18 protein-coding genes are annotated in these 18040 nt (G+C 67.7%); 13 read left to right on the top strand and 5 right to left on the bottom strand.

The window, feature by feature from the left end:
• Positions 1-58: 58 nt before the first annotated feature.
• From RVF83_RS13240 to RVF83_RS13270, 7 genes are all read left to right on the top strand, one after another.
• Positions 59-862: an SUMF1/EgtB/PvdO family nonheme iron enzyme gene (locus tag RVF83_RS13240; protein ID WP_039880041.1), complete on the top strand. Its 804-nt coding sequence runs from the start codon at positions 59-61 to the stop codon at positions 860-862.
• Between the two features lie 156 nt (positions 863-1018).
• Positions 1019-1789: a lytic transglycosylase domain-containing protein gene (locus RVF83_RS13245; RefSeq protein ID WP_005195582.1), complete on the top strand. Its 771-nt coding sequence runs from the start codon at positions 1019-1021 to the stop codon at positions 1787-1789.
• Between the two features lie 126 nt (positions 1790-1915).
• A complete protein-coding gene (gene eno / locus RVF83_RS13250) occupies positions 1916-3199 on the top strand; it encodes a phosphopyruvate hydratase (protein ID WP_005195584.1) in 1284 nt (427 codons plus the stop codon).
• Positions 3200-3211: 12 nt separating this feature from the next.
• Positions 3212-3910, top strand: a complete 699-nt coding sequence (locus tag RVF83_RS13255; RefSeq protein WP_005195585.1) for a septum formation initiator family protein — start codon at positions 3212-3214, stop codon at positions 3908-3910.
• A gap of 11 nt (positions 3911-3921) precedes the next feature.
• A complete protein-coding gene (locus tag RVF83_RS13260; RefSeq protein ID WP_005195586.1) occupies positions 3922-4452 on the top strand; it encodes a DUF501 domain-containing protein in 531 nt (176 codons plus the stop codon).
• The gene (locus RVF83_RS13265; protein ID WP_005195587.1) at positions 4449-5396 is read left to right on the top strand and encodes a Ppx/GppA phosphatase family protein; all 948 of its coding nucleotides are present in this window, start codon (positions 4449-4451) and stop codon (positions 5394-5396) included. The genes RVF83_RS13260 and RVF83_RS13265 overlap by 4 nt, the downstream gene beginning before the upstream one ends.
• Positions 5397-5423: 27 nt before the next feature.
• Positions 5424-5594, top strand: coding sequence for a hypothetical protein (locus RVF83_RS13270; protein ID WP_005195588.1), 171 nt, complete (start codon positions 5424-5426; stop codon positions 5592-5594).
• Between the two features lie 82 nt (positions 5595-5676).
• Here the strand turns inward: RVF83_RS13270 and RVF83_RS13275 are convergent, their stop codons facing one another.
• The 4 genes from RVF83_RS13275 to RVF83_RS13290 form a co-directional block, all read right to left on the bottom strand.
• On the bottom strand, positions 5677-6174 hold the full coding sequence (locus tag RVF83_RS13275; protein WP_005195589.1) for a DUF4395 domain-containing protein: 498 nt from the start codon (positions 6172-6174) through the stop codon (positions 5677-5679).
• A gap of 105 nt (positions 6175-6279) precedes the next feature.
• Complete coding sequence (locus RVF83_RS13280) at positions 6280-6780, bottom strand: hypothetical protein (protein ID WP_005195590.1); 501 nt, start codon at positions 6778-6780, stop codon at positions 6280-6282.
• A gap of 129 nt (positions 6781-6909) precedes the next feature.
• Positions 6910-8124 (bottom strand): fatty acid desaturase family protein, encoded by a 1215-nt coding sequence (locus tag RVF83_RS13285; RefSeq protein ID WP_005195591.1) that lies wholly within the window; start codon positions 8122-8124, stop codon positions 6910-6912.
• Between the two features lie 58 nt (positions 8125-8182).
• A complete protein-coding gene (locus RVF83_RS13290; RefSeq protein WP_005195592.1) occupies positions 8183-9307 on the bottom strand; it encodes a ferredoxin reductase in 1125 nt (374 codons plus the stop codon).
• 159 nt (positions 9308-9466) lie between these two features.
• On the opposite strand from RVF83_RS13290, the gene RVF83_RS13295 reads away from it, so the two are divergent.
• The 4 genes from RVF83_RS13295 to RVF83_RS13310 all read left to right on the top strand — a co-directional run bounded on the left by RVF83_RS13295 (position 9467) and on the right by RVF83_RS13310 (position 14053).
• The gene (locus RVF83_RS13295; RefSeq protein WP_039880079.1) at positions 9467-10126 is read left to right on the top strand and encodes a TetR family transcriptional regulator; all 660 of its coding nucleotides are present in this window, start codon (positions 9467-9469) and stop codon (positions 10124-10126) included.
• Positions 10127-10459: 333 nt separating this feature from the next.
• Complete coding sequence (locus RVF83_RS13300; RefSeq protein ID WP_005195595.1) at positions 10460-11638, top strand: LLM class flavin-dependent oxidoreductase; 1179 nt, start codon at positions 10460-10462, stop codon at positions 11636-11638.
• A 58-nt stretch (positions 11639-11696) separates the two neighbouring features.
• Positions 11697-12809, top strand: coding sequence for a dimethylsulfone monooxygenase SfnG (sfnG, locus tag RVF83_RS13305; RefSeq protein WP_005195597.1), 1113 nt, complete (start codon positions 11697-11699; stop codon positions 12807-12809).
• Positions 12806-14053, top strand: a complete 1248-nt coding sequence (locus RVF83_RS13310) for an SfnB family sulfur acquisition oxidoreductase (protein WP_005195598.1) — start codon at positions 12806-12808, stop codon at positions 14051-14053. The genes sfnG and RVF83_RS13310 overlap by 4 nt, the downstream gene beginning before the upstream one ends.
• Before the next feature lie 69 nt (positions 14054-14122).
• Here the strand turns inward: RVF83_RS13310 and RVF83_RS13315 are convergent, their stop codons facing one another.
• Positions 14123-15322, bottom strand: a complete 1200-nt coding sequence (locus RVF83_RS13315) for a TerD family protein (RefSeq protein WP_005195599.1) — start codon at positions 15320-15322, stop codon at positions 14123-14125.
• A 96-nt stretch (positions 15323-15418) separates the two neighbouring features.
• Between RVF83_RS13315 and RVF83_RS13320 the strand changes: the two genes are divergently transcribed.
• A complete protein-coding gene (locus tag RVF83_RS13320; protein ID WP_005195600.1) occupies positions 15419-17002 on the top strand; it encodes a serine/threonine-protein kinase in 1584 nt (527 codons plus the stop codon).
• A complete protein-coding gene (locus RVF83_RS13325) occupies positions 17002-17910 on the top strand; it encodes a hypothetical protein (protein WP_005195601.1) in 909 nt (302 codons plus the stop codon). The genes RVF83_RS13320 and RVF83_RS13325 overlap by 1 nt, the downstream gene beginning before the upstream one ends.
• The last annotated feature ends 130 nt before the right edge of the window (positions 17911-18040 follow it).

The raw sequence follows: 18040 nt of genomic DNA on the forward strand, positions 1-18040 counted from the left end.
GGCATGGGAGGGGGCGCACGGGATCGAGACCGTCGAGGTCCCCGCCGGGCGGTTCGCGATGGGCGACGCCCTCGACGAGGGGTACCGCACCGATGGTGAGGTCCCCGTCCACGACGTCGAAGTCGGTGCGTTCTCGGTGGACGTCACGTCGGTGACGAACGCCGCCTTCGCCGCCTTCGTCGAGGCGACCGGGTACGTCACCGATGCCGAACGGGCCGGCATCTCGGCGGTCTTCCACGGTTATGCCACCGCGCCCGGCGAACCCGTCCCCGAAACCCCGTGGTGGCTCGCGACACCGGGTGCGTCGTGGCGCCATCCCGGGGGATCGGACAGCGACCTGACCGGCAAGACCACTCACCCCGTCGTGCATGTCAGCCACGACGACGCACTCGCATACTGCTCCTGGGCCGGCCGGTCGCTGCCCACCGAGGCGCAGTGGGAGTACGCCGCACGCGGGGGGCTGCACGGTGCGCGGTACCCCTGGGGGGACAGACATCCCGGCCGGGAAGAGCCTCGCTGCAACATCTTTCGCGGCGTGTTCCCCGACCGTCCGGAGGGGCACGTCGGCACCGTGGACGTGCGCGCCTTCGAACCCAACGGCTACGGCCTCTACCAGTGCGTGGGCAACGTGTGGGAGTGGTGCGCCGACCGGTTCAGCGCGCGGTACTACCGGACCTCCGACTCCGTCGACCCGACCGGACCGACCCGTGGCACCCTGCGCGTCCTCCGCGGTGGCAGCCATCTCTGCCACGACTCGTACTGCAACCGCTACCGCGTCGCGGCGAGATCGTCGAACACCCCGAACTCGACGGCGAGCAACATCGGCTTCCGCACGGTGGGCGACGCCGCGTCGGAGTCCTGACGGGCCGTCGGGAACCGAAACCGGCCGCCGACAGTTGTTCCCCTGTGACCGGGTCGCTGTGTGTTGCCGAGGCGAGCGCGCCGCGGCATGTGCGATCGTGGTCGATCGGGCGGGCAGCGGCTCGCCCAGGATCTTCAGACAGGAGTGGAACGGGGAATGCGTGTGTTGGGCCGGGGGCGGAACCGTCGCTCGTGGAGGAACGGGCTGGTGGCGGGCGGTGTGGCGATCGCCTCGACGGTGCTGCTCTCCGCATGCATCGATCTCCCGTCGCTGAACAGGCCCGACATCCCCGAGGGCATCCCGCCCGGCGCGGGTGTGCCGCAGCCCTACATCGACATCAATGCGCCCGGGCGCACCGCCGACAAGATGCGTGAATGGGCCGAACCCATCTCGGAGTCGACCGGTATCCCGATCGTGTCCCTGCAGGCCTACGGCAACGCCGCGGAGATCCAGCGGCAGCAGCACCCCGAATGCGGCATCGCATGGACGACGCTGGCCGGCATCGCCGGTGTCGAGAGCAAGCACGGGCGCTATCGGGGGTCCAGCGTCGCCGCCAACGGCGACGTCAGCCCGCCGATCCGTGGGGTCCAGCTCGACGGCACCAAGGGCAACATGGAGATCCGCGACACCGACGGCGGCCGCCTCGACGGTGACCCCACCCACGACCGCGCCATGGGGCCGTTCCAGTTCATCCCCGAGACGTGGAAGCGCTACGGCGTGGACGCCAGCGGCGACGGCGTCCCCGACCCCGACAACATCGACGACGCGGCACTCTCCGCCGCCCGCTACCTGTGCGTCTCCTCGGGAAACGACATGACCGTCGCCGAGGGCTGGGAGAAGGCGGTCCGCACGTACAACAACTCGATGGCATACGTCCTCGACGTGCGCGATCACGCCAACGCCTACTCGATCAACGTCCGTTTCTGACACGGGAGCCGGACGGTTGCAGCCGTACCACGAGACCTTGTCTCGTGGACCGCGGATGCAGCCACTACTCTTTGACCTACCGACCGGCATCACAGCCGGCACGTCCACCGAGATTGGGGTTCAGCCGTGGCAATCATCGAGCAGGTAGGTGCGCGCGAGATTCTCGATTCGCGGGGAAACCCGACGGTCGAGGTCGAGGTCGTCCTGGACGACGGCACCTTCACCCGCGCCGCCGTTCCGTCGGGCGCTTCCACCGGCGAACACGAGGCCGTCGAGCTCCGTGACGGCGGCGAGCGGTACCTGGGCAAGGGCGTCACCAAGGCCGTCGAGGGCGTCCTCGGCGAGCTGGCACCCGCGGTGATCGGCATCGAGGCCGAGGAACAGCGTCTCGTCGACCAGGCACTGCTGGACTGCGACGGAACCCCCGACAAGAGCCGCATCGGCGCCAACGCGCTGCTCGGTGTGTCGCTCGCGGTGGCCAAGGGTGCAGCCGAGTCGGCCGGTCTGCCCCTGTTCCGCTACATCGGCGGCCCCAACGCCCACATCCTGCCGGTCCCGATGATGAACATCATCAACGGCGGTGAGCACGCGGACAACGGGATCGACTTCCAGGAGTTCATGATCGCTCCGGTCGGCGCTCCCACCTTCAAGGAAGCCCTCCGCTGCGGCGCCGAGGTCTACCACGCGCTCAAGTCGGTGCTGCACAAGCAGGGCCTGAACACCGCGCTCGGCGACGAGGGCGGCTTCGCCCCCGACCTGCCGAACACCGAGGCCGCCATCGCCGTGATCGGTGAGGCCGTCGGAAAGGCCGGCTACAACTTCGGCCGTGACGTCGTCATCGCGCTCGACGCCGCATCGACCGAGTTCTACTCCAACGGCGTCTACAAGCTCGAGGGCAAGGAGTTCGACGCCGACGCCATGGTGTCGTTCTACGAGAAGCTCATCAGCGACTACCCGATCGTGTCGATCGAGGACGGCCTGTCCGAGGACGATTGGACCGGTTGGGCCAAGCTGACCGAGTCGATCGGCGACCGGGTGCAGCTGGTCGGCGACGACCTGTTCGTCACCAACCCCGAGCGCCTCGAAGAGGGCATCTCGAAGGGCATCGCCAACGCGCTGCTGGTCAAGGTCAACCAGATCGGCACGCTGACCGAGACCCTCGACGCCGTCGCTCTCGCGCACAACAACGGCTACAAGTCGATGATGAGCCACCGGTCCGGTGAGACCGAGGACACCACCATCGCCGACCTCGCCGTCGCCTGCAGCTGCGGCCAGATCAAGACCGGCGCGCCCGCTCGTTCCGAGCGTGTCGCCAAGTACAACCAGCTGCTGCGCATCGAAGAGGGTCTCGGCGATGCGGCACGCTACGCGGGGGACCTCGCCTTCCCGCGTTTCTCGTTTGGTTCGTGATTAGCTGTCTTCATGGGTTCGGAACGACGTCACCGCGGTGACGGGCGTCAGCGTGCGCGTGATCGGAAGGCCGATCCGCGCGTACGCGACGCCCGTCGCACGCGACGGCATGATCGCTCCGGACGTCCGGCTCGGCCTGTCTCACCGGTCTCGGTCGCCGAGACCGGTGAGCAGGAGCTGATCGACGACGCGACTGCGGACACCGCAGCCGAAGTCCAGGACGTCGCGGCCGACACCGCCGAACCGTCCGCTGAGCGGGTTCGTCGCCCCCGGCCGAGCGCGCCCCGGAACCGGATGCGGTCCGGTCTGAGTGCTCGTCTGCGCCGCTTCGAGATGACCCCGGCCACCGTGGCGACGCTCGTCATCACGGTGGTCGTGGTCTGCGTCGTCGCCCTGACGCTGGCGATGCCGCTGCGGACGTACTTCAGTCAGCGATCGGAGTTCCGTCAGCTGACCGCGTCGAACGAACAGCTGCGGCGCGAGGTCGCCGACTACCAGCAGAAGGTCAACGAGCAGAACGATCCCGCCTACATCGAGGCCCAGGCGCGGACGCGTCTGCAGTTCGTCAAACCAGGAGAGATCCCGCTCGTGATGTTGTTCCCCGCCGACCAGGCCCGCCGCGAGGCTGCCGAACGTGCCGAGGAGCGTGCCCGCGCACCCTGGTACGGCAACCTCTGGGACACCCTGTCGACTCCGCCCGCCGCGCAGTGAGGTTCCAGACCGTGAGCGTGTCAGAAGAAGACCTCGCCACCGTCGCAGCGCAGCTGGGACGCGAGCCGCGGGGCGTCATCGAGATCAGTTATCGCACTCCGGACGGTCAGCCGGCCGTCGTCAAGACCGCGCCGCGGCTGCCCGACGGCACGCCGTTCCCGACGCTGTACTACCTGACCGATCCGCGGCTCACCGCCGAGGCCAGCCGTCAGGAATCGGCGGGCGTGATGCGGGGGATGACCGCGCGGTTGTCGACCGACCCGGAGCTCGCGGCGGCCTATCGTCGTGCACACGAGGAGTACCTCGCCGAGCGCGACGCCATCGAATCGTTGGGCACCGACTTCACCGGGGGCGGCATGCCCGACCGGGTGAAGTGCCTGCATGTGCTGATCGCGCACTCGCTCGCCAAGGGGCCGGGCGTCAACCCGTTCGGCGACGAGGCGGTGGCTCTCGCCGCCGCGAACGGCTTGCGGGGCACCGCGATCCCGGCCGATTGGCCGGACACTCTTCCGCCGACGGAGACCGCCGGGGACGACGCGTGACGATCGTCGGCGCCGTCGACTGCGGAACCAACTCGATACGTCTCCTCGTGGCCCGGGCCGGTGAGGGCGGCCGCCTCGTCGACCTGCATCGCGAGATGCGCGTCGTACGACTGGGTTACGGTGTCGACGCGACGGGGCAGTTCGCCCCGGAATCGATCGAACGCACCCGGGTCGCGCTCGCCGAGTACGTCACGACGATGGAATCGCTGGGCGTCAAGAAGGTCCGCATGGTCGCGACTTCGGCGACACGGGATGCGTCGAACCGCGACGAGTTCTTCGCGATGACCGCCGACCTGTTGGGCTGTGTCTCCGACGGCGCCATCGCCGAGGTCATCTCGGGCGATGAGGAAGCCCGTCTGTCCTTCCGTGGGGCCGTCGGCGAATTGGACCCTGGCAGTGGACCTTTCGTGGTCACCGATCTCGGGGGCGGCTCGACCGAGGTGGTGCTCGGCGACACCGACGGTGTCCACGCCGCGTACTCGGCGGACATCGGATGTGTTCGCCTGACCGAACGCACCCTGCCGTCCGATCCGCCGACCACCGAGGAGATCGCCGCCGCCCAGGCGTTTGCCGCCGACCGACTGGCCGAGGCCTTCGCGCGGGTGCCCGTCGAGCCTGCACGGACGTGGGTCGGCGTCGCCGGGACGATGACGACGCTCGCCGCGCTCGGCGCCGGGCTGACCGAGTACGACTCGGAGAAGATCCACCTGTCCCGTATCTCGCTGGCCGACCTGGACCGTGTGTGCTGGAGCCTCGTCCACATGACCCGCGCCGACCGCGCCGCCCTGGGGCCGATGCACCCCGGTCGCGTCGACGTCATCGGCGGGGGATCGCTGGTCACGCTGGAACTCGCAAAGGTGCTGGCCGAACGCGCTGGTATCACCGAACTCGTCGTCAGCGAGCACGACATCCTCGACGGGATCGCACTCGGCATCCTGGACTGACGGACCGGTCCCGATAGGATGTGACGCATGGCATACAACCTGCGTTGCCCCTGTGGCGAGTCCATCACGGCCCTCGAAGACGACTTCGTCCCCAAGGTCCAGGCCCACCTCGCCTCCGAACACCCCGGCCGGGACTACAGCGAGACCGAGATCATGATGATGGCGATGACCGTGCCCGACCGCGCGGTGAAGGACTGACTCGCTGCAAACCCACCCATTATCCGTAAAGCCACCACCCGCGCGGGTGGTGGCTTTACGGATAAAGGGTGGGTTTGCGGAGCTAGACGGCTGCGGGGTTGCGCAGCGAGATGTTGTTGCAGGCCTCGCACACGGACTCGGGGATGATGCCCGCGCGCTGCAGGAAGCCGAAGATGGTGCAGCCGAGGCAGAATCCGAAGACCGACTCGAGCGTCGCCGCGAAGATCAGGACGCCGGTGGTGATCTGCGCGGCCAGGCCGAAACCGAGGAGGCTGAGCACGAACGCCGTACCGCTGACCACCAGACCGATGGTCTGGGCGAAGCGCTTCGGCGGACCCGGGACCAGCTTCTCCTTGCGAACGATCTTCGGGACGATGAACTTCACCGAGAGCTGCCCGAACGGGGAGAGGGTCGGGCCCGACGCCACGCGCAACGCGAACCCGAGCGCCAGCAGGCCGTACAAGATCGGACTGTTGACCGCGACCGCGATGATCGCGAGGGCGACGACCAGTCCTGCGGTCGTACGGGCCGCGTAGTCGTTCACGGGGTTGGGAAAGGTGAGAACCTCACGCACCGACATCGACAGAACCTCCATGAACTAGGAAAACCAGGACCAAGCTACGGGCGAGTCCGCCGTTTTGCAAAGGTTGTATCCACCCCAGATCTCAAGAGGGTGAGCGCCGTCTCACAAGTGATCGGTGTCAGGTGCGATGCGGGGCTCCTCGGCGGCGATCTCCCGCGGGTCATCCACGTCGGGCTCGTCCTGATCGGTCGCACCGCCGTCGTTGGGGAGTTGGGCCTCCCGGGAGACCTCTCCTTCCTGGTCGATGCCGGCCTGCTCACCGACGTCGATGCGATCGGGGATCTCGTCCATGTCCACTCCTGTCACTTCTCGTGCCTGCTCGGACTCGGAAAACGGCTCCGACAGATCGGCGTCGTGGATGGATTCGGCGTAGGCGAACTCGGCATCGACGATGCCCCACTCGCCATCGCGAGCGAGCTCGTCGGCCTTCGCCTTGCGCGCGGCCTCCCGCATCTCGAACCCGTCGGTGACGATCTCCCCGATCTCGCGGGTCACCCCGGCGACAGCGCCGGTGATGATTGTGGCGATGCGGCCCACGTGAGTGGCCGTGGACTCGATCAGCTCTTGCATCAGATCCTTGTTCCGTTCGATGCTGTCGACCATCTGTGACCCCCTGGGTTCTTAAAGGGTGATGTCCCCCGCGTGTAAGCGTCCGGACGCGCCGGTAGAGCGCGACTGGTCCCGAGGTTACCCCCGGGACCAGTCGGTCAAACGGTCTTAAAGACCTGCTGTTCAAGCCGCCGAAGCGGGCTTCTCGCGTTCGACGATGACGGTGAGGTCGTCGTCGTCGCGGGTCATCCAGTTCGGCAGCGACAGCTTCGCGATCTTCTTCCAGGTCGACGTCAGCTGGTGACTGAGCGAGCCGGTGTTGTAGGGCAGGCCGTAGCGCTCGCAGATCTCCTGCACCTCCGCCGACATCTCCGGGTAGCGGCTCGCCGGGATGTCCGGGAACAGATGGTGCTCGATCTGGTGGGACAGGTTGCCGCTCATGATGTGGAACAGCGGGCTGCCGGTGATGTTGGCCGAGCCGAGCATCTGGCGCAGGTACCACTGGCCGCGCGTCTCGTTCTGGCACTCCTCCGGGGTGAAGGTCTGTGCACCGGTGGGGAAGTGGCCGCAGAAGATGATCGAGTACGTCCACACGTTGCGCACCAGGTTGGCGGTGGCGTTGCCGATGAGGGTCGGGACGAACAGCGGGCCGGTCAGCGCGGGGAAGACGACGTAGTCCTTGAGGACCTGTCGACCGGCTTTGCGCCACATGCCCTTCACCAGGCCCTTGATGTCACGCCACTTGCGCTTGCCCTGGATCACGTTCTCCGCCTCCAGGTCGTGGAGCATGACACCCCACTCGAACAGAAGCATGAGGGCGGTTGCATAGCCGAGATTGCCCAGGTAGTAGGGATTCCACTTCTGGTCACGCGCCATCCGCAGGATGCCGTAACCGATGTCGCGGTCCTCGCCGAGGATGTTGGTGAACGTGTGGTGCAGGTAGTTGTGGCTGTGCTTCCACTGGTCGGCCGGGCACACGGTGTCCCACTCGAATTCCCGGGAGTTGTAGGTGTCCTCGCGCATCCAGTCGTATTGGCCGTGCATCACGTTGTGGCCGATCTCCATGTTGTCGAGGATCTTCGACACGGAGAGTGCGCCCACGGCGGCGATCCAGGCCGGCGGGAAGAACCCGAGGTACATGAGTGCGCGGCCGCCGATCTCGAACCCGCGCTGGGCACGGATGACCGAGTACAGGTAGTCGCGGTCCTTCTGACCGAGATCGTCGACGATCCGGGAGCGCAGCTCGTCCAGGTCACGTCCCAGCGCCTCGACCTGTTCATAGGACAGGACGACGGTGTTGGGGTCGCTGTTCTCGAAGGTGATGTTCTCGGCCTCGACGACGGCGGGCAGGTTCTCGGTGGGTGCGGGACGGGTGTCCTTGGCGATGTCGATGGTCATGGTGTGCCTCCTGCTGGGTAGGAGTGGAATGGGTGGATGTCGGCGCGGTGGCCGACCGTCAGATCTCGATGTCGACGGAACCGACCGGGGCGTTGATGCACAGCTGGATCTGCGTGTCGGACTCGGTGTCGGTCTCGCCGGTGAGCACGTTGCGGGTGCAGCCCGACTTCTTCACGGCGGTGCAGGAGAAGCAGATTCCCATCCGGCAACCGGATTCAGGGGTGAGCCCGGCGGCCTCGGCCTGGTCGAGGATCGGACGACCGTCGTTGGTCGCCGTTGCCCCGGACCGTGAGAACGTCAGTTCACCCTCGACCGAATCGGGGTCGACGACCGTCGGTGCGGCCAGGGTGAACGCCTCGCTGTGCAACGGCTGCGAGATGCCGAGCTCGGCGTGCGCCTCGGCGACGGCATCCATCAGGGCCAGGGGTCCGCAGACGAAGACATCGGCGTCGGCGAGACCGGGGATGTCGTCGAGATGCGCGGGGGTGAAGTGGCCGTCGTCGGCCTCGCGGGTGTGGTGCATCCGAAGGTCGAGGTTGGGATGCTCGGCCGCCAGTGCGGCGAGCTCGGTGCGGTACGCGACCTCGGACGCCGTGCGCGCGTAGTGCACGAAGGTGATCGGTCCGGCGTACCCTCGGGACACGAGTGTCCGCACCATTGAGAGCACAGGTGTAACGCCGCTGCCCCCGCTGATGAAGACGGCTGACGTCGGGTCGGTCTCCGGCAACGCGAAGTCGCCGTCGGCCTGGGACAGTCCGACGACATCGCCGGTCCGGGCCTTGGCGGCCAGGTACTTGGAGACGAGGCCGTCGTCGTTGGCGGTGATGGTCAGCTCGATGTCGCCGTCCGGGCCGGCGGCAGCATTGGCCGGCGAGAAGCACCGGGCGTGCCGGACGCCGTCGATAACGACGCTGAGCTGCACGAACTGGCCTGCTCGGTGGCCACGCCACTGTCGCGTCGGACGGATGGTGAGACGCACTGTGCGAGGCGTCGGATGCTCGACCCGGACGATCTCACCGCGCAGGTCGCGCCAGGTGAGCATCGGGTCGAGCAGTTCGAGATAACGGTCGACCGGATGCGGGGACAATGCCGCCTCGACGATCGAACCGACCAGGCGGTTCCAGCGGCCGGGGCTGCCGGCGGCGTTACGCGGAGTCGGGTTATGGGAGGTGCGGATGCTCATGGATGGGCTCCGTTCACATGATTTGGGTGTACAGGTGTACACAAACGAGTGTGACATGTTGACGCCTGTACTAGTCAAGCGGAGAGTCGTGTGACGGCCATCACGATCGTCGGGAGGTCGGGGCCGGGGTCGGAGGTCGGGGCGAATACACTCGGCTCTGTGACACGCACGCGGAGTTCGGACCAGCGCGATGCGCAGACGCGTGCGGACAAGAAGAACCAGACGCGGCAAGCGCTCCTCGACAGCACGAGATCCCTCGTCGGCGAACGCAGTTTCGGCAGCATCAGCCTGCGCGAGGTGGCCCGCGGTGCAGGCATCGTGCCCACGGCCTTCTACCGGCACTTCGCCTCGATGGAGGATCTCGGGGTCACCGTGGTCGAGGACTCGATGCGAGTCCTGCGTCGAGCACTGCGTGAAGGTCGGCGTGATCTCGCCGCGCGTCAGGCGATGCCGACCGCGAAGAACTCTCTCGACATCCTCTTGCGCCACGTCCGCGAGAACGAATCGCAGTTCCGCTTCCTCATCCGCGAGCAGCACGGCGGTATCGCCGAGATCCGCCGCGCCATCGACACCGAACTACGACTCTTCGCCAAGGAACTGACGATCGACCTCGCCCGGATTCCGGACCTCGCCCCGTGGCAGCCCGAAGACCTCGAGATCGCCGCCGAGCTCATCGTCACGATCATGCTGACCGCCGTGGCCGATCTGCTCGACGGCGAGTACCGCGGACGCGGCGCCGAGAAGGAGATCGTCGAGCGCACCGAACGGCAGCTGGTGATGGTCTTCCTCGGAATGGGGCAGTGGCGACCATCGGATTGAGGCCCCGCTGAGCTGGTCCTGACCGGACCCCTCCGAAGAGCGGGCGGTGTTCCCCGTATTCGGGACCTGGTTGTCGACTTCGTCGGCGACGGGTGTTGTCGGCCGCCGTACCCTTGTCTCTCACGTGTCGCTGACCTGCGGAAACGCGGCCTCTACCGAACCGTGCGGGCCGTTGTCCACTTGGCGTCACGGCGATTTCAATGGTGGCCTCGCGTCTCACCGGTGCCCGACACTTGGGGTCGACATGTGTGGCGCAGTGCCGATCCCAATCGGTGCTGCCGGTCACGCCTGCCGCTCCACCCCCGACGCTCTACGACGAAAGGTGCCCTCGCGGTGTCTCTGCATTTCCACTGGTTCCTGCCCACCTACGGTGACTCCCGCAATCTGATCGCGGGCGGGCACGGCAGCCAGATGAACGGGGACCGGCCGGCCGACCTTCGTTACCTCAAGCAGCTCGCGGGTGCGGCCGAGGTCAACGGCTTCGAAGCCGTCCTGACCCCGGCCGGACTCTGGTGTGAGGACGCGTGGCTGACCACCGCGGCGCTCATCGACTCGACCGAGACCCTCAAATTCCTGATCGCCTTCCGCCCCGGCCTCATCTCGCCGCTTCTCGCAGCGCAGATGTCGGCGACCTTCCAGTGGCATTCCGAGGGCCGCCTGCTGATCAACGTCGTCACCGGCGGCGAGTCGAGCGAACAGCGCGCCTTCGGTGACTTCCTGGCCAAGAACGCCCGCTACGAGCGCTGCGGCGAATACCTGGAGATCATCCGCCGTCTGTGGACCCAGGACGAGCCCGTCGACTTCGTCGGCAAGCATCTGCGCGTGGAGAACGCCCTCCTCGGCCGTCGCCCCACCCCGACCCCGCCGGTCTTCTTCGGTGGATCGTCGCCTGCCGCCGGTGACGTGGCCGCGAAGTACGCCGACACCTACCTCACCTGGGGTGAGCGTCCCGAGGCGGTCGCCCAGAAGATCGCCTGGATCAACGGACTCGCCGCCGCACAGGGCCGCACCCTCGACCACGGCATCCGGTTCCACGTCATCGCCCGCGAGACCTCCGAGCAGGCCTGGGCCGAGGCCGAGCGCCTCCTCGACAACCTCGATCCCGAGCAGGTCGCCGCCGCCCAGCGGAACCTCGCCCAGTCGGAGTCCGAGGGGCAGCGTCGTATGTCCGAATTACACGGCCGCGGAGCCGCTTTCGAGGGTTCGCCCGACCCGCGTTCGCTGGAGATCCACCCGGGCGTCTGGTCCGGCGTCGGTCTGGTGCGCGGCGGTGCCGGTACCGCGCTCGTCGGTTCCTACGACGAGGTCGCGGAGCTCATCGGTGAGTACGCCGCCCTCGGTCTCGATCACTTCATCCTGTCCGGCTACCCGCACCTCGAGGAGGCCTACCACTTCGGTGAGGGAGTCCGACCGGCGCTCGCTCGACGCGGCCTGCTCGACGCGGCAGATGCGCGTCCGAACGAAGAGGTCCGCACCGCGTTCCTGCCGCGACTCCAAGCCGCCTCGTCGTGATCGCACCGTCCTGATCGATCCACTCTCCACCTGAAAGCTCATCTCCGGAGGTAACACCATGTCCACCGACTCCATCGCGGACCAGATCAAGTTCGCCTACTGGGTGCCCAACGTCAGCGGCGGCCTGGTCACCAGCACCATCGAGCAGCGCACCGACTGGGGCTACGACTACAACATCAAGCTCGCCCAGACCGCCGAGAACAACGGGTTCGAATACGCGCTCTCGCAGGTGCGTTACGAGGCCAGCTACGGCGCCGAATACCAGCACGAGTCGACGAGTTTCAGCCTGGCGCTGCTCCTCGCGACGCAGCGGCTGAAGGTCATCGCCGCGGTGCACCCCGGCCTGTGGCACCCGGCCGTCCTGGCCAAGCTCGGCGCCACCGCCGACCACCTGTCCAAGGGTCGTTTCGCCATCAACGTGGTCAGCGGCTGGTTCAAGGACGAGTTCACCCACCTCGGTGAGCCGTGGCTCGAGCACGACGAGCGCTACCGCCGCAGCGGCGAGTTCCTCGAGGTCATCCGCAAGATCTGGACCGAAGACAACGTCGACTACCGCGGCGACTTCTACCGCATCCACGACTTCACCCTGAAGCCGAAGCCGCTCAACACCCCCGAGCGTCCGAACCCGGAGCTCTTCCAGGGCGGCAACTCGACCGCGGCGCGCAACAACGGCGGCCGCTTCGCCGACTGGTACTTCTCCAACGGCAAGGACTTCGACGGCGTCACCGAGCAGATCGACGACCTGCGTGCCGTCGCCCAGGCGCACAACCGTTCGGTGAAGTTCGGCCTGAACGGCTTCATCATCGCCCGCGACACCGAGAAGGAAGCCCGCGACACCCTGCGCGAGATCGTCGAGAAGGCGAATCGTCCTGCGGTGGAGGGATTCCGCGATGCTGTGCAGCAGGCCGGCAACTCGACGGGCGACAAGAAGGGCATGTGGGCGGACTCGACGTTCGAGGATCTCGTCCAGTACAACGACGGCTTCAAGACGCAGCTGATCGGAACCCCGGAGCAGATCGCCGAGCGCATCGTGGCCTACAAGCGCCTCGGTGTCGACCTCATCCTCGGTGGCTTCCTGCACTTTCAGGAGGAGATCGAGTACTTCGGCGAGAAGGTGCTCCCGCTCGTGCGCGAACTCGAGGCATCGCAGACTCCCGCAGCAGTGCTGTGACAGCTGTCAGTCAGGTCCGACCCGATTCGGCGAACCGGATCGGGTCGACCGCCGAAGCACTGTCCGTGGCACGGGGACTGGCCGCGACGTTCACGACCGACGCCGCCGAGCGTGACCGCGACCGTCGGTTGCCGTACGCCGAGATCGACCGCCTGTCGAAGTCGGGTCTCCTCGCTCTGACGGTGCCTGCACGGTTCGGTGGACTCGACGTCGCGCCGAGCGTGCTGGCCGAGGTCGTCTCGGTCCTCGCCGCCGCCGATCCGAGCATCGCGCAGATCCCGCACAGCCACTTCGTCTACCTCAACCTGGTACGCCTCTCCGCGGGAGAAGCGTTGCAGGAGAGAATCTTCACCGACGTCCTGGCCGGTGGCCGAGTGGCCAACGCCCAGTCGGAGCGCGGTGGCAAGACCATCGCCGACATCTCGACCCGGCTGACCCCGGTCGACGGCGACCCCGGCCGGTTCGTCCTCGACGGTGAGAAGTTCTACTGCACGGGTTCGCTGTTCGCGCACACTCTTGCCGTCCTGGCGAAGCTGGATGCGCCCGCCGGCGACCTCGCACCGGGCGAGTATGTGGCGTTCCTCCCGGCGGACTCGACGGGTGTCGAGATCGTGGACGACTGGGATGCCGTGGGGCAGCGGACCACCGGCTCGGGAACCGTCCGGTTCTCCGGTGTCGAGGTGACCGCGGCCGACCTCGTGGCCCGCGCGTCGGCGACGTCGGCACCCACCGCCTACGGTGCGTACGCACAGCTGCTGCACGTCGCGATCGACGTCGGTATCGCTCGCGGTGCGCTGACCGAGGCAGTCGAGTTCGTGCGCACCAAGGCCCGTCCGTGGTTCGAGGCGGGCGTCGACCGTGCCGTCGACGATCCGCTGGTGGTCCAGCGTTTCGGTGAACTCGAGGTCGACGTCGCGACTGCCGAGGCGATGCTCGCCGCGGCCGGTCGGAAGGTCGACGAGGCGGTGGCCGGTTCGGCCGGTGCGCCGCGTCGGGAACTTGTCGCCGAGGCGTCGATCGCGGTGGCGCGGGCGAAGGCCGTGGCCGACCGGGTCGCGACGCCGGTGGCGTCGGCGCTGTTCGAGGTCAGCGGAACCCGCAGCGCCGCAGCAGGAACCAGGCTCGACCGCTACTGGCGCGATGCCCGGACCCACACCCTGCACGACCCCGTCCGGTGGAAGTACCAGCACATCGGTCGCTGGCTTCTCCGCGGAGAGGACCCGCCGCTGCACGGTGTGATCTGAATCCGCCTGTAAGGCAATCGCGTTGCGTTCGCTCCCGTCTTCGGGGCCGAACGCAACGCGATGCGCGTTCTACAGGTACCTGCCCACGTGGGGTAGCGCCTTCTTGGGGGTCTTGGCGTTGAAGCCGTCACCGATGGCGCGCAGCTTCCATTCGCCGCCCTCGCGGCTGATCACGGCCATCGCGACGGCAGTGAACGGCATGCCGCCCTTGAGGGTGTAGCGCGCCAGCTCGGCCGAGGTCGTGTTGTCGACGAGCCGGCAGAAGGCGTTGTCGATCTCCTCGAAGGTCTGCCCGCGGTACGACGTCACAATGAACATCAGCGCGTCGACGGAGGCCGAAACCGATTGCAGCGCAACGTTGATGACCTCATCGTCGCCTTCGCCCGCACCCGTGAGGTTGTCGCCGGAGTGCATGATCGACCGGTCGTCGCTCGTGAGGTGCCCGTAGTAGACCGTGTCGACGCACCGGCCTCCGGAGAACATCAGCACCGACGCGTCGAGGTCGATGGCGCTCGACCGGCCGAACCGGCGGGTCACCGGGTCCCAGCCGAGGCCCATTCGGATGTTGGTGAGCTTGACGCCGCCCTCCTTGCGGAGCGTGACCTTCTGACCCTTCGTCAGGCTGACCGGACGATCCTTGCTCAGGCTGATCTCCGGTGCGCGTGGCGGGGCCGGCGGGGGAGTCGGTGCAGGTGGGGGAGTCGGCGCAGGTGGGGGAGTGACCGGCGGCGAGTAGGTCGGCGCGGCCTGGACGGGAACCGGAGTGGGCTCCTCGTCGACGCTCACACCGTGGTCGCGGACGAGGTCGGCGAAGCCGCCGGCATAACCCTGCCCGACGGCGCGCACCTTCCAGTCCAAATTGCGGCGGTAGATCTCGAGGGCGATGACAACCGACTCGGAGGTGAGGCCGGTGACGGTGTAGTCGTAGAGTTCGCGGCCCCCTGCATCGGTGAGCCGCGCGATCGGCGGTGCGAACCGGCCGAAGGTCGAGTTCGTGTCGTCGAGCGTGATGACGGCCCGGACGGCGTCGATCTCTTCCGGGATCTGATTGGTCGAGATGTGCAGGCGCGCCGGGCCGTTGGGCGACTGTTGCAGCGAGACGCCAGGGCCGGTGGGCTGGTTGTAGAAGACGAAGTCGTTGTCACTGCGCACGACGCCGCGGTCGGTCACCAGTAGAGCCGATACGTCCGCGGCGGTCGCGAGGTCGACGGTGACGACGATCTGGGAGGTCGGCAGCGGGCCGTTCTGGCCTTTGGTCAGCGAGGGCATGGTGATCAGGGTAGTCACCGGCTCCGACGGCCTCCGAATCGTCCGGGTGACAGATGCGATCGACCAGGCGACAGAGAAGTGTAAGTCGGGCAGCTTATGCTGCTGGTCATGACAGGAAGCCGGGTGGGTACGCAGTTCGGGCCATATCGTCTCGACGCGTTGCTCGGCCGGGGCGGCATGGGTGAGGTCTATCGCGCCTACGACACCACCAAGGAACGCGTCGTCGCGGTAAAGCTGCTCAATCCGGGTCTCGCCGACGACGCCATGTACCAGGAGCGATTCCGCCGGGAGTCGCATGCCGCCGCACGTCTCGGCGAACCGCATGTCATCCCCATCCACGACTGGGGCGAGATCGACGGCGTGCTCTTCATCGACATGCGCCTGGTCAACGGTGAAGACCTCCGTGCACTGCTCACCCGTGAGACGAGACTCGAACCGGCGCGCGCGGTCTCGATCGTCGAGCAAGTGGCGGCAGCGCTCGACGCCGCGCACGCCGACGGGCTGACACACCGGGACGTCAAACCGGAGAACGTCCTCGTCGACGCGAACGACTTCGCCTATCTCGTCGACTTCGGCATCGCCTACGGCGCCGACGACACCCACCTGACGCAGACCGGTACCGCCGTCGGCTCGATCGCGTACATGGCACCCGAGCTGTTCGACGCGGCATCCCCGGGGCCCGGGACCGACATCTACGGCCTCACCTGTGTGCTGTTCGAGTGCCTCACCGGCCAGGTGCCCCACCCGGCGAAGACCGTGAGTGCCGCGATCAAGGCCGCGGTGCTGTCGCCCCCGCCCGCGCCGAGTTCGGTCAACGCCGACGTCCCCGCGGCGATGGACGCGGTGATCCGCAAAGGTCTCTCCGCCGAACCGTCCGAGCGTTTCCGGTCGGCGCGGGAACTGGCCGCGGCCGCCCGCGCGGCGCTGGCCGGTGTCTCGCTCGAGAAGACGCCGGCAGACCCGGCGACCAGCATCATCAAGGCACCCCACACCGTCATCGCACCCGTCGAATCGGCCCACGAACCGACGCAGGTCCGCCAGACGACCGGCCCCGAGAACGCCCCCGGAACCCGGCAGATGTCCGGTCCGCAGACCTTCGGGGAGTCGCAGCAGATCGCCGCTGGGTCGTACTACTCAGGGCCTCAACAGTATTCAGGGCCCCAGCAGTACCCGGCGGCGCAGTATCCGGCCGCGTACGGACCGCCGCCCGGATATCCGCCCTATCCGCAACCCGGGCAGCGGCGTTCGACCGCGATACCGATCCTGCTCGGGCTGATCGCGATCGTCCTCGTGGGCATCGCCGTCGTCGTGGGAATCCTGCTCGCGGGCTCGGGTGGCGACAGTTCGGAGCAAGCCGTCGACCCGACCACCCCGACGGTCACCGAGACGGTCGCCCCGCCGACCGTCGAGAACGCACCCCAGGGGCCCCGTGCCCCGGCGGCGCCACCGCCTGGGTCCGCGCCGTGCGACGGGACGGTCGGAGTGGGGACGTCGGTGACCAGCTGCCCGTTCGCCTTCGCGGTCCGGGACGCGTACTTCCTCGCGGGACAGGACCGGTCCCCGCGGGTGGTGACCGCGGCGAGTCCGGTCACCGGTCAGTCGTATTCGATGAGCTGCGTCCCCGAGGGTGCGATCGTCACGTGCCGCGGCGGGAACGACGCGGTGGTGCACATCTACTGATGACGACTTCACAGCGGATGAAGTTCGTGGCGATGGCCCTCGGTTGTGTCGTGGCCGTGGCCGCCGGGTGCACGACCCCCGCCGATCCGGCTCCGATCAGTCCGGTCACCGTGACCGTGACCTCTACACCGTCGGTGCCGCAGACACCGTCGACCTCCGTCGGGGCGCCGTCGGGTTCTGCGTCGTACGGCGCGCTCGCCGCGAGCTTCCGGAAGGTCGCGTCGTCGACCGGGCTGACCGTCGGCATCGCGGTCGCGCCGGTAGGTGGCGATGCGGTCCCCGCTCTGACCCTCGGGGACACCACACCTCGGGTCGCATGGTCGACGATCAAGGTGCCACTCGCGGTCGCCGCCGAACGCCAGAACGGGCCGATCCCCGCCGCCTCTGCGGCGATCATCAACTCCGACAACGGCTCCGCGGAGGCGCTGTGGTCCTCGCTGGGCGGAGGTCAGGCCGCAGCCGATGCAGTCACAGCTGTTCTGCGGGACGGTGGTGACACCACCACGGTCGTCCCGGCAACGCCACGTCGACCGGGATACACGATCTTCGGGCAGACGATCTGGGCGCTGCCCGACGCCGCGGCCTTCACCGCGAACCTCCCGTGTCTCGACGGCGCCCGGTCGGTGGTCGCCCTCATGGGGGAGGTCGCCGCGAACCAGCGATGGGGTGTCGAGGTCATGTCGGCGCCGACGGCCACCGCCGTGAAGGGCGGCTGGGGGCCGGGGATGTCGGAGGGATACCTCGTCCGGCAGATCGGTCTGTTCACCTATCGCGACGGGCAGCGCACCGCCGTGGCGATGAGCGCGGTCGGCGGATCGATGACGGCCGGAATCGCGGCCTTGAATGCCATGGCCGGCTGGCTCGACGCCAACATGACCCGGCTGCCGCGCGGCCGCTGCGACACCTGACGACGGTTCCCGGTCGCTACAAGGTCCCGATTGGGTATACGAGCTGGTCAACCGTCCAATGGTCGCAGTATTCTTCTGTTTCTAAAGTGACTCAGGAGAATATTGTGAATGTTGTGACTCGGTGCGCGCT

This window comes from Gordonia rubripertincta, from assembly GCF_038024875.1.
Taxonomy (GTDB): domain Bacteria; phylum Actinomycetota; class Actinomycetes; order Mycobacteriales; family Mycobacteriaceae; genus Gordonia; species Gordonia rubripertincta.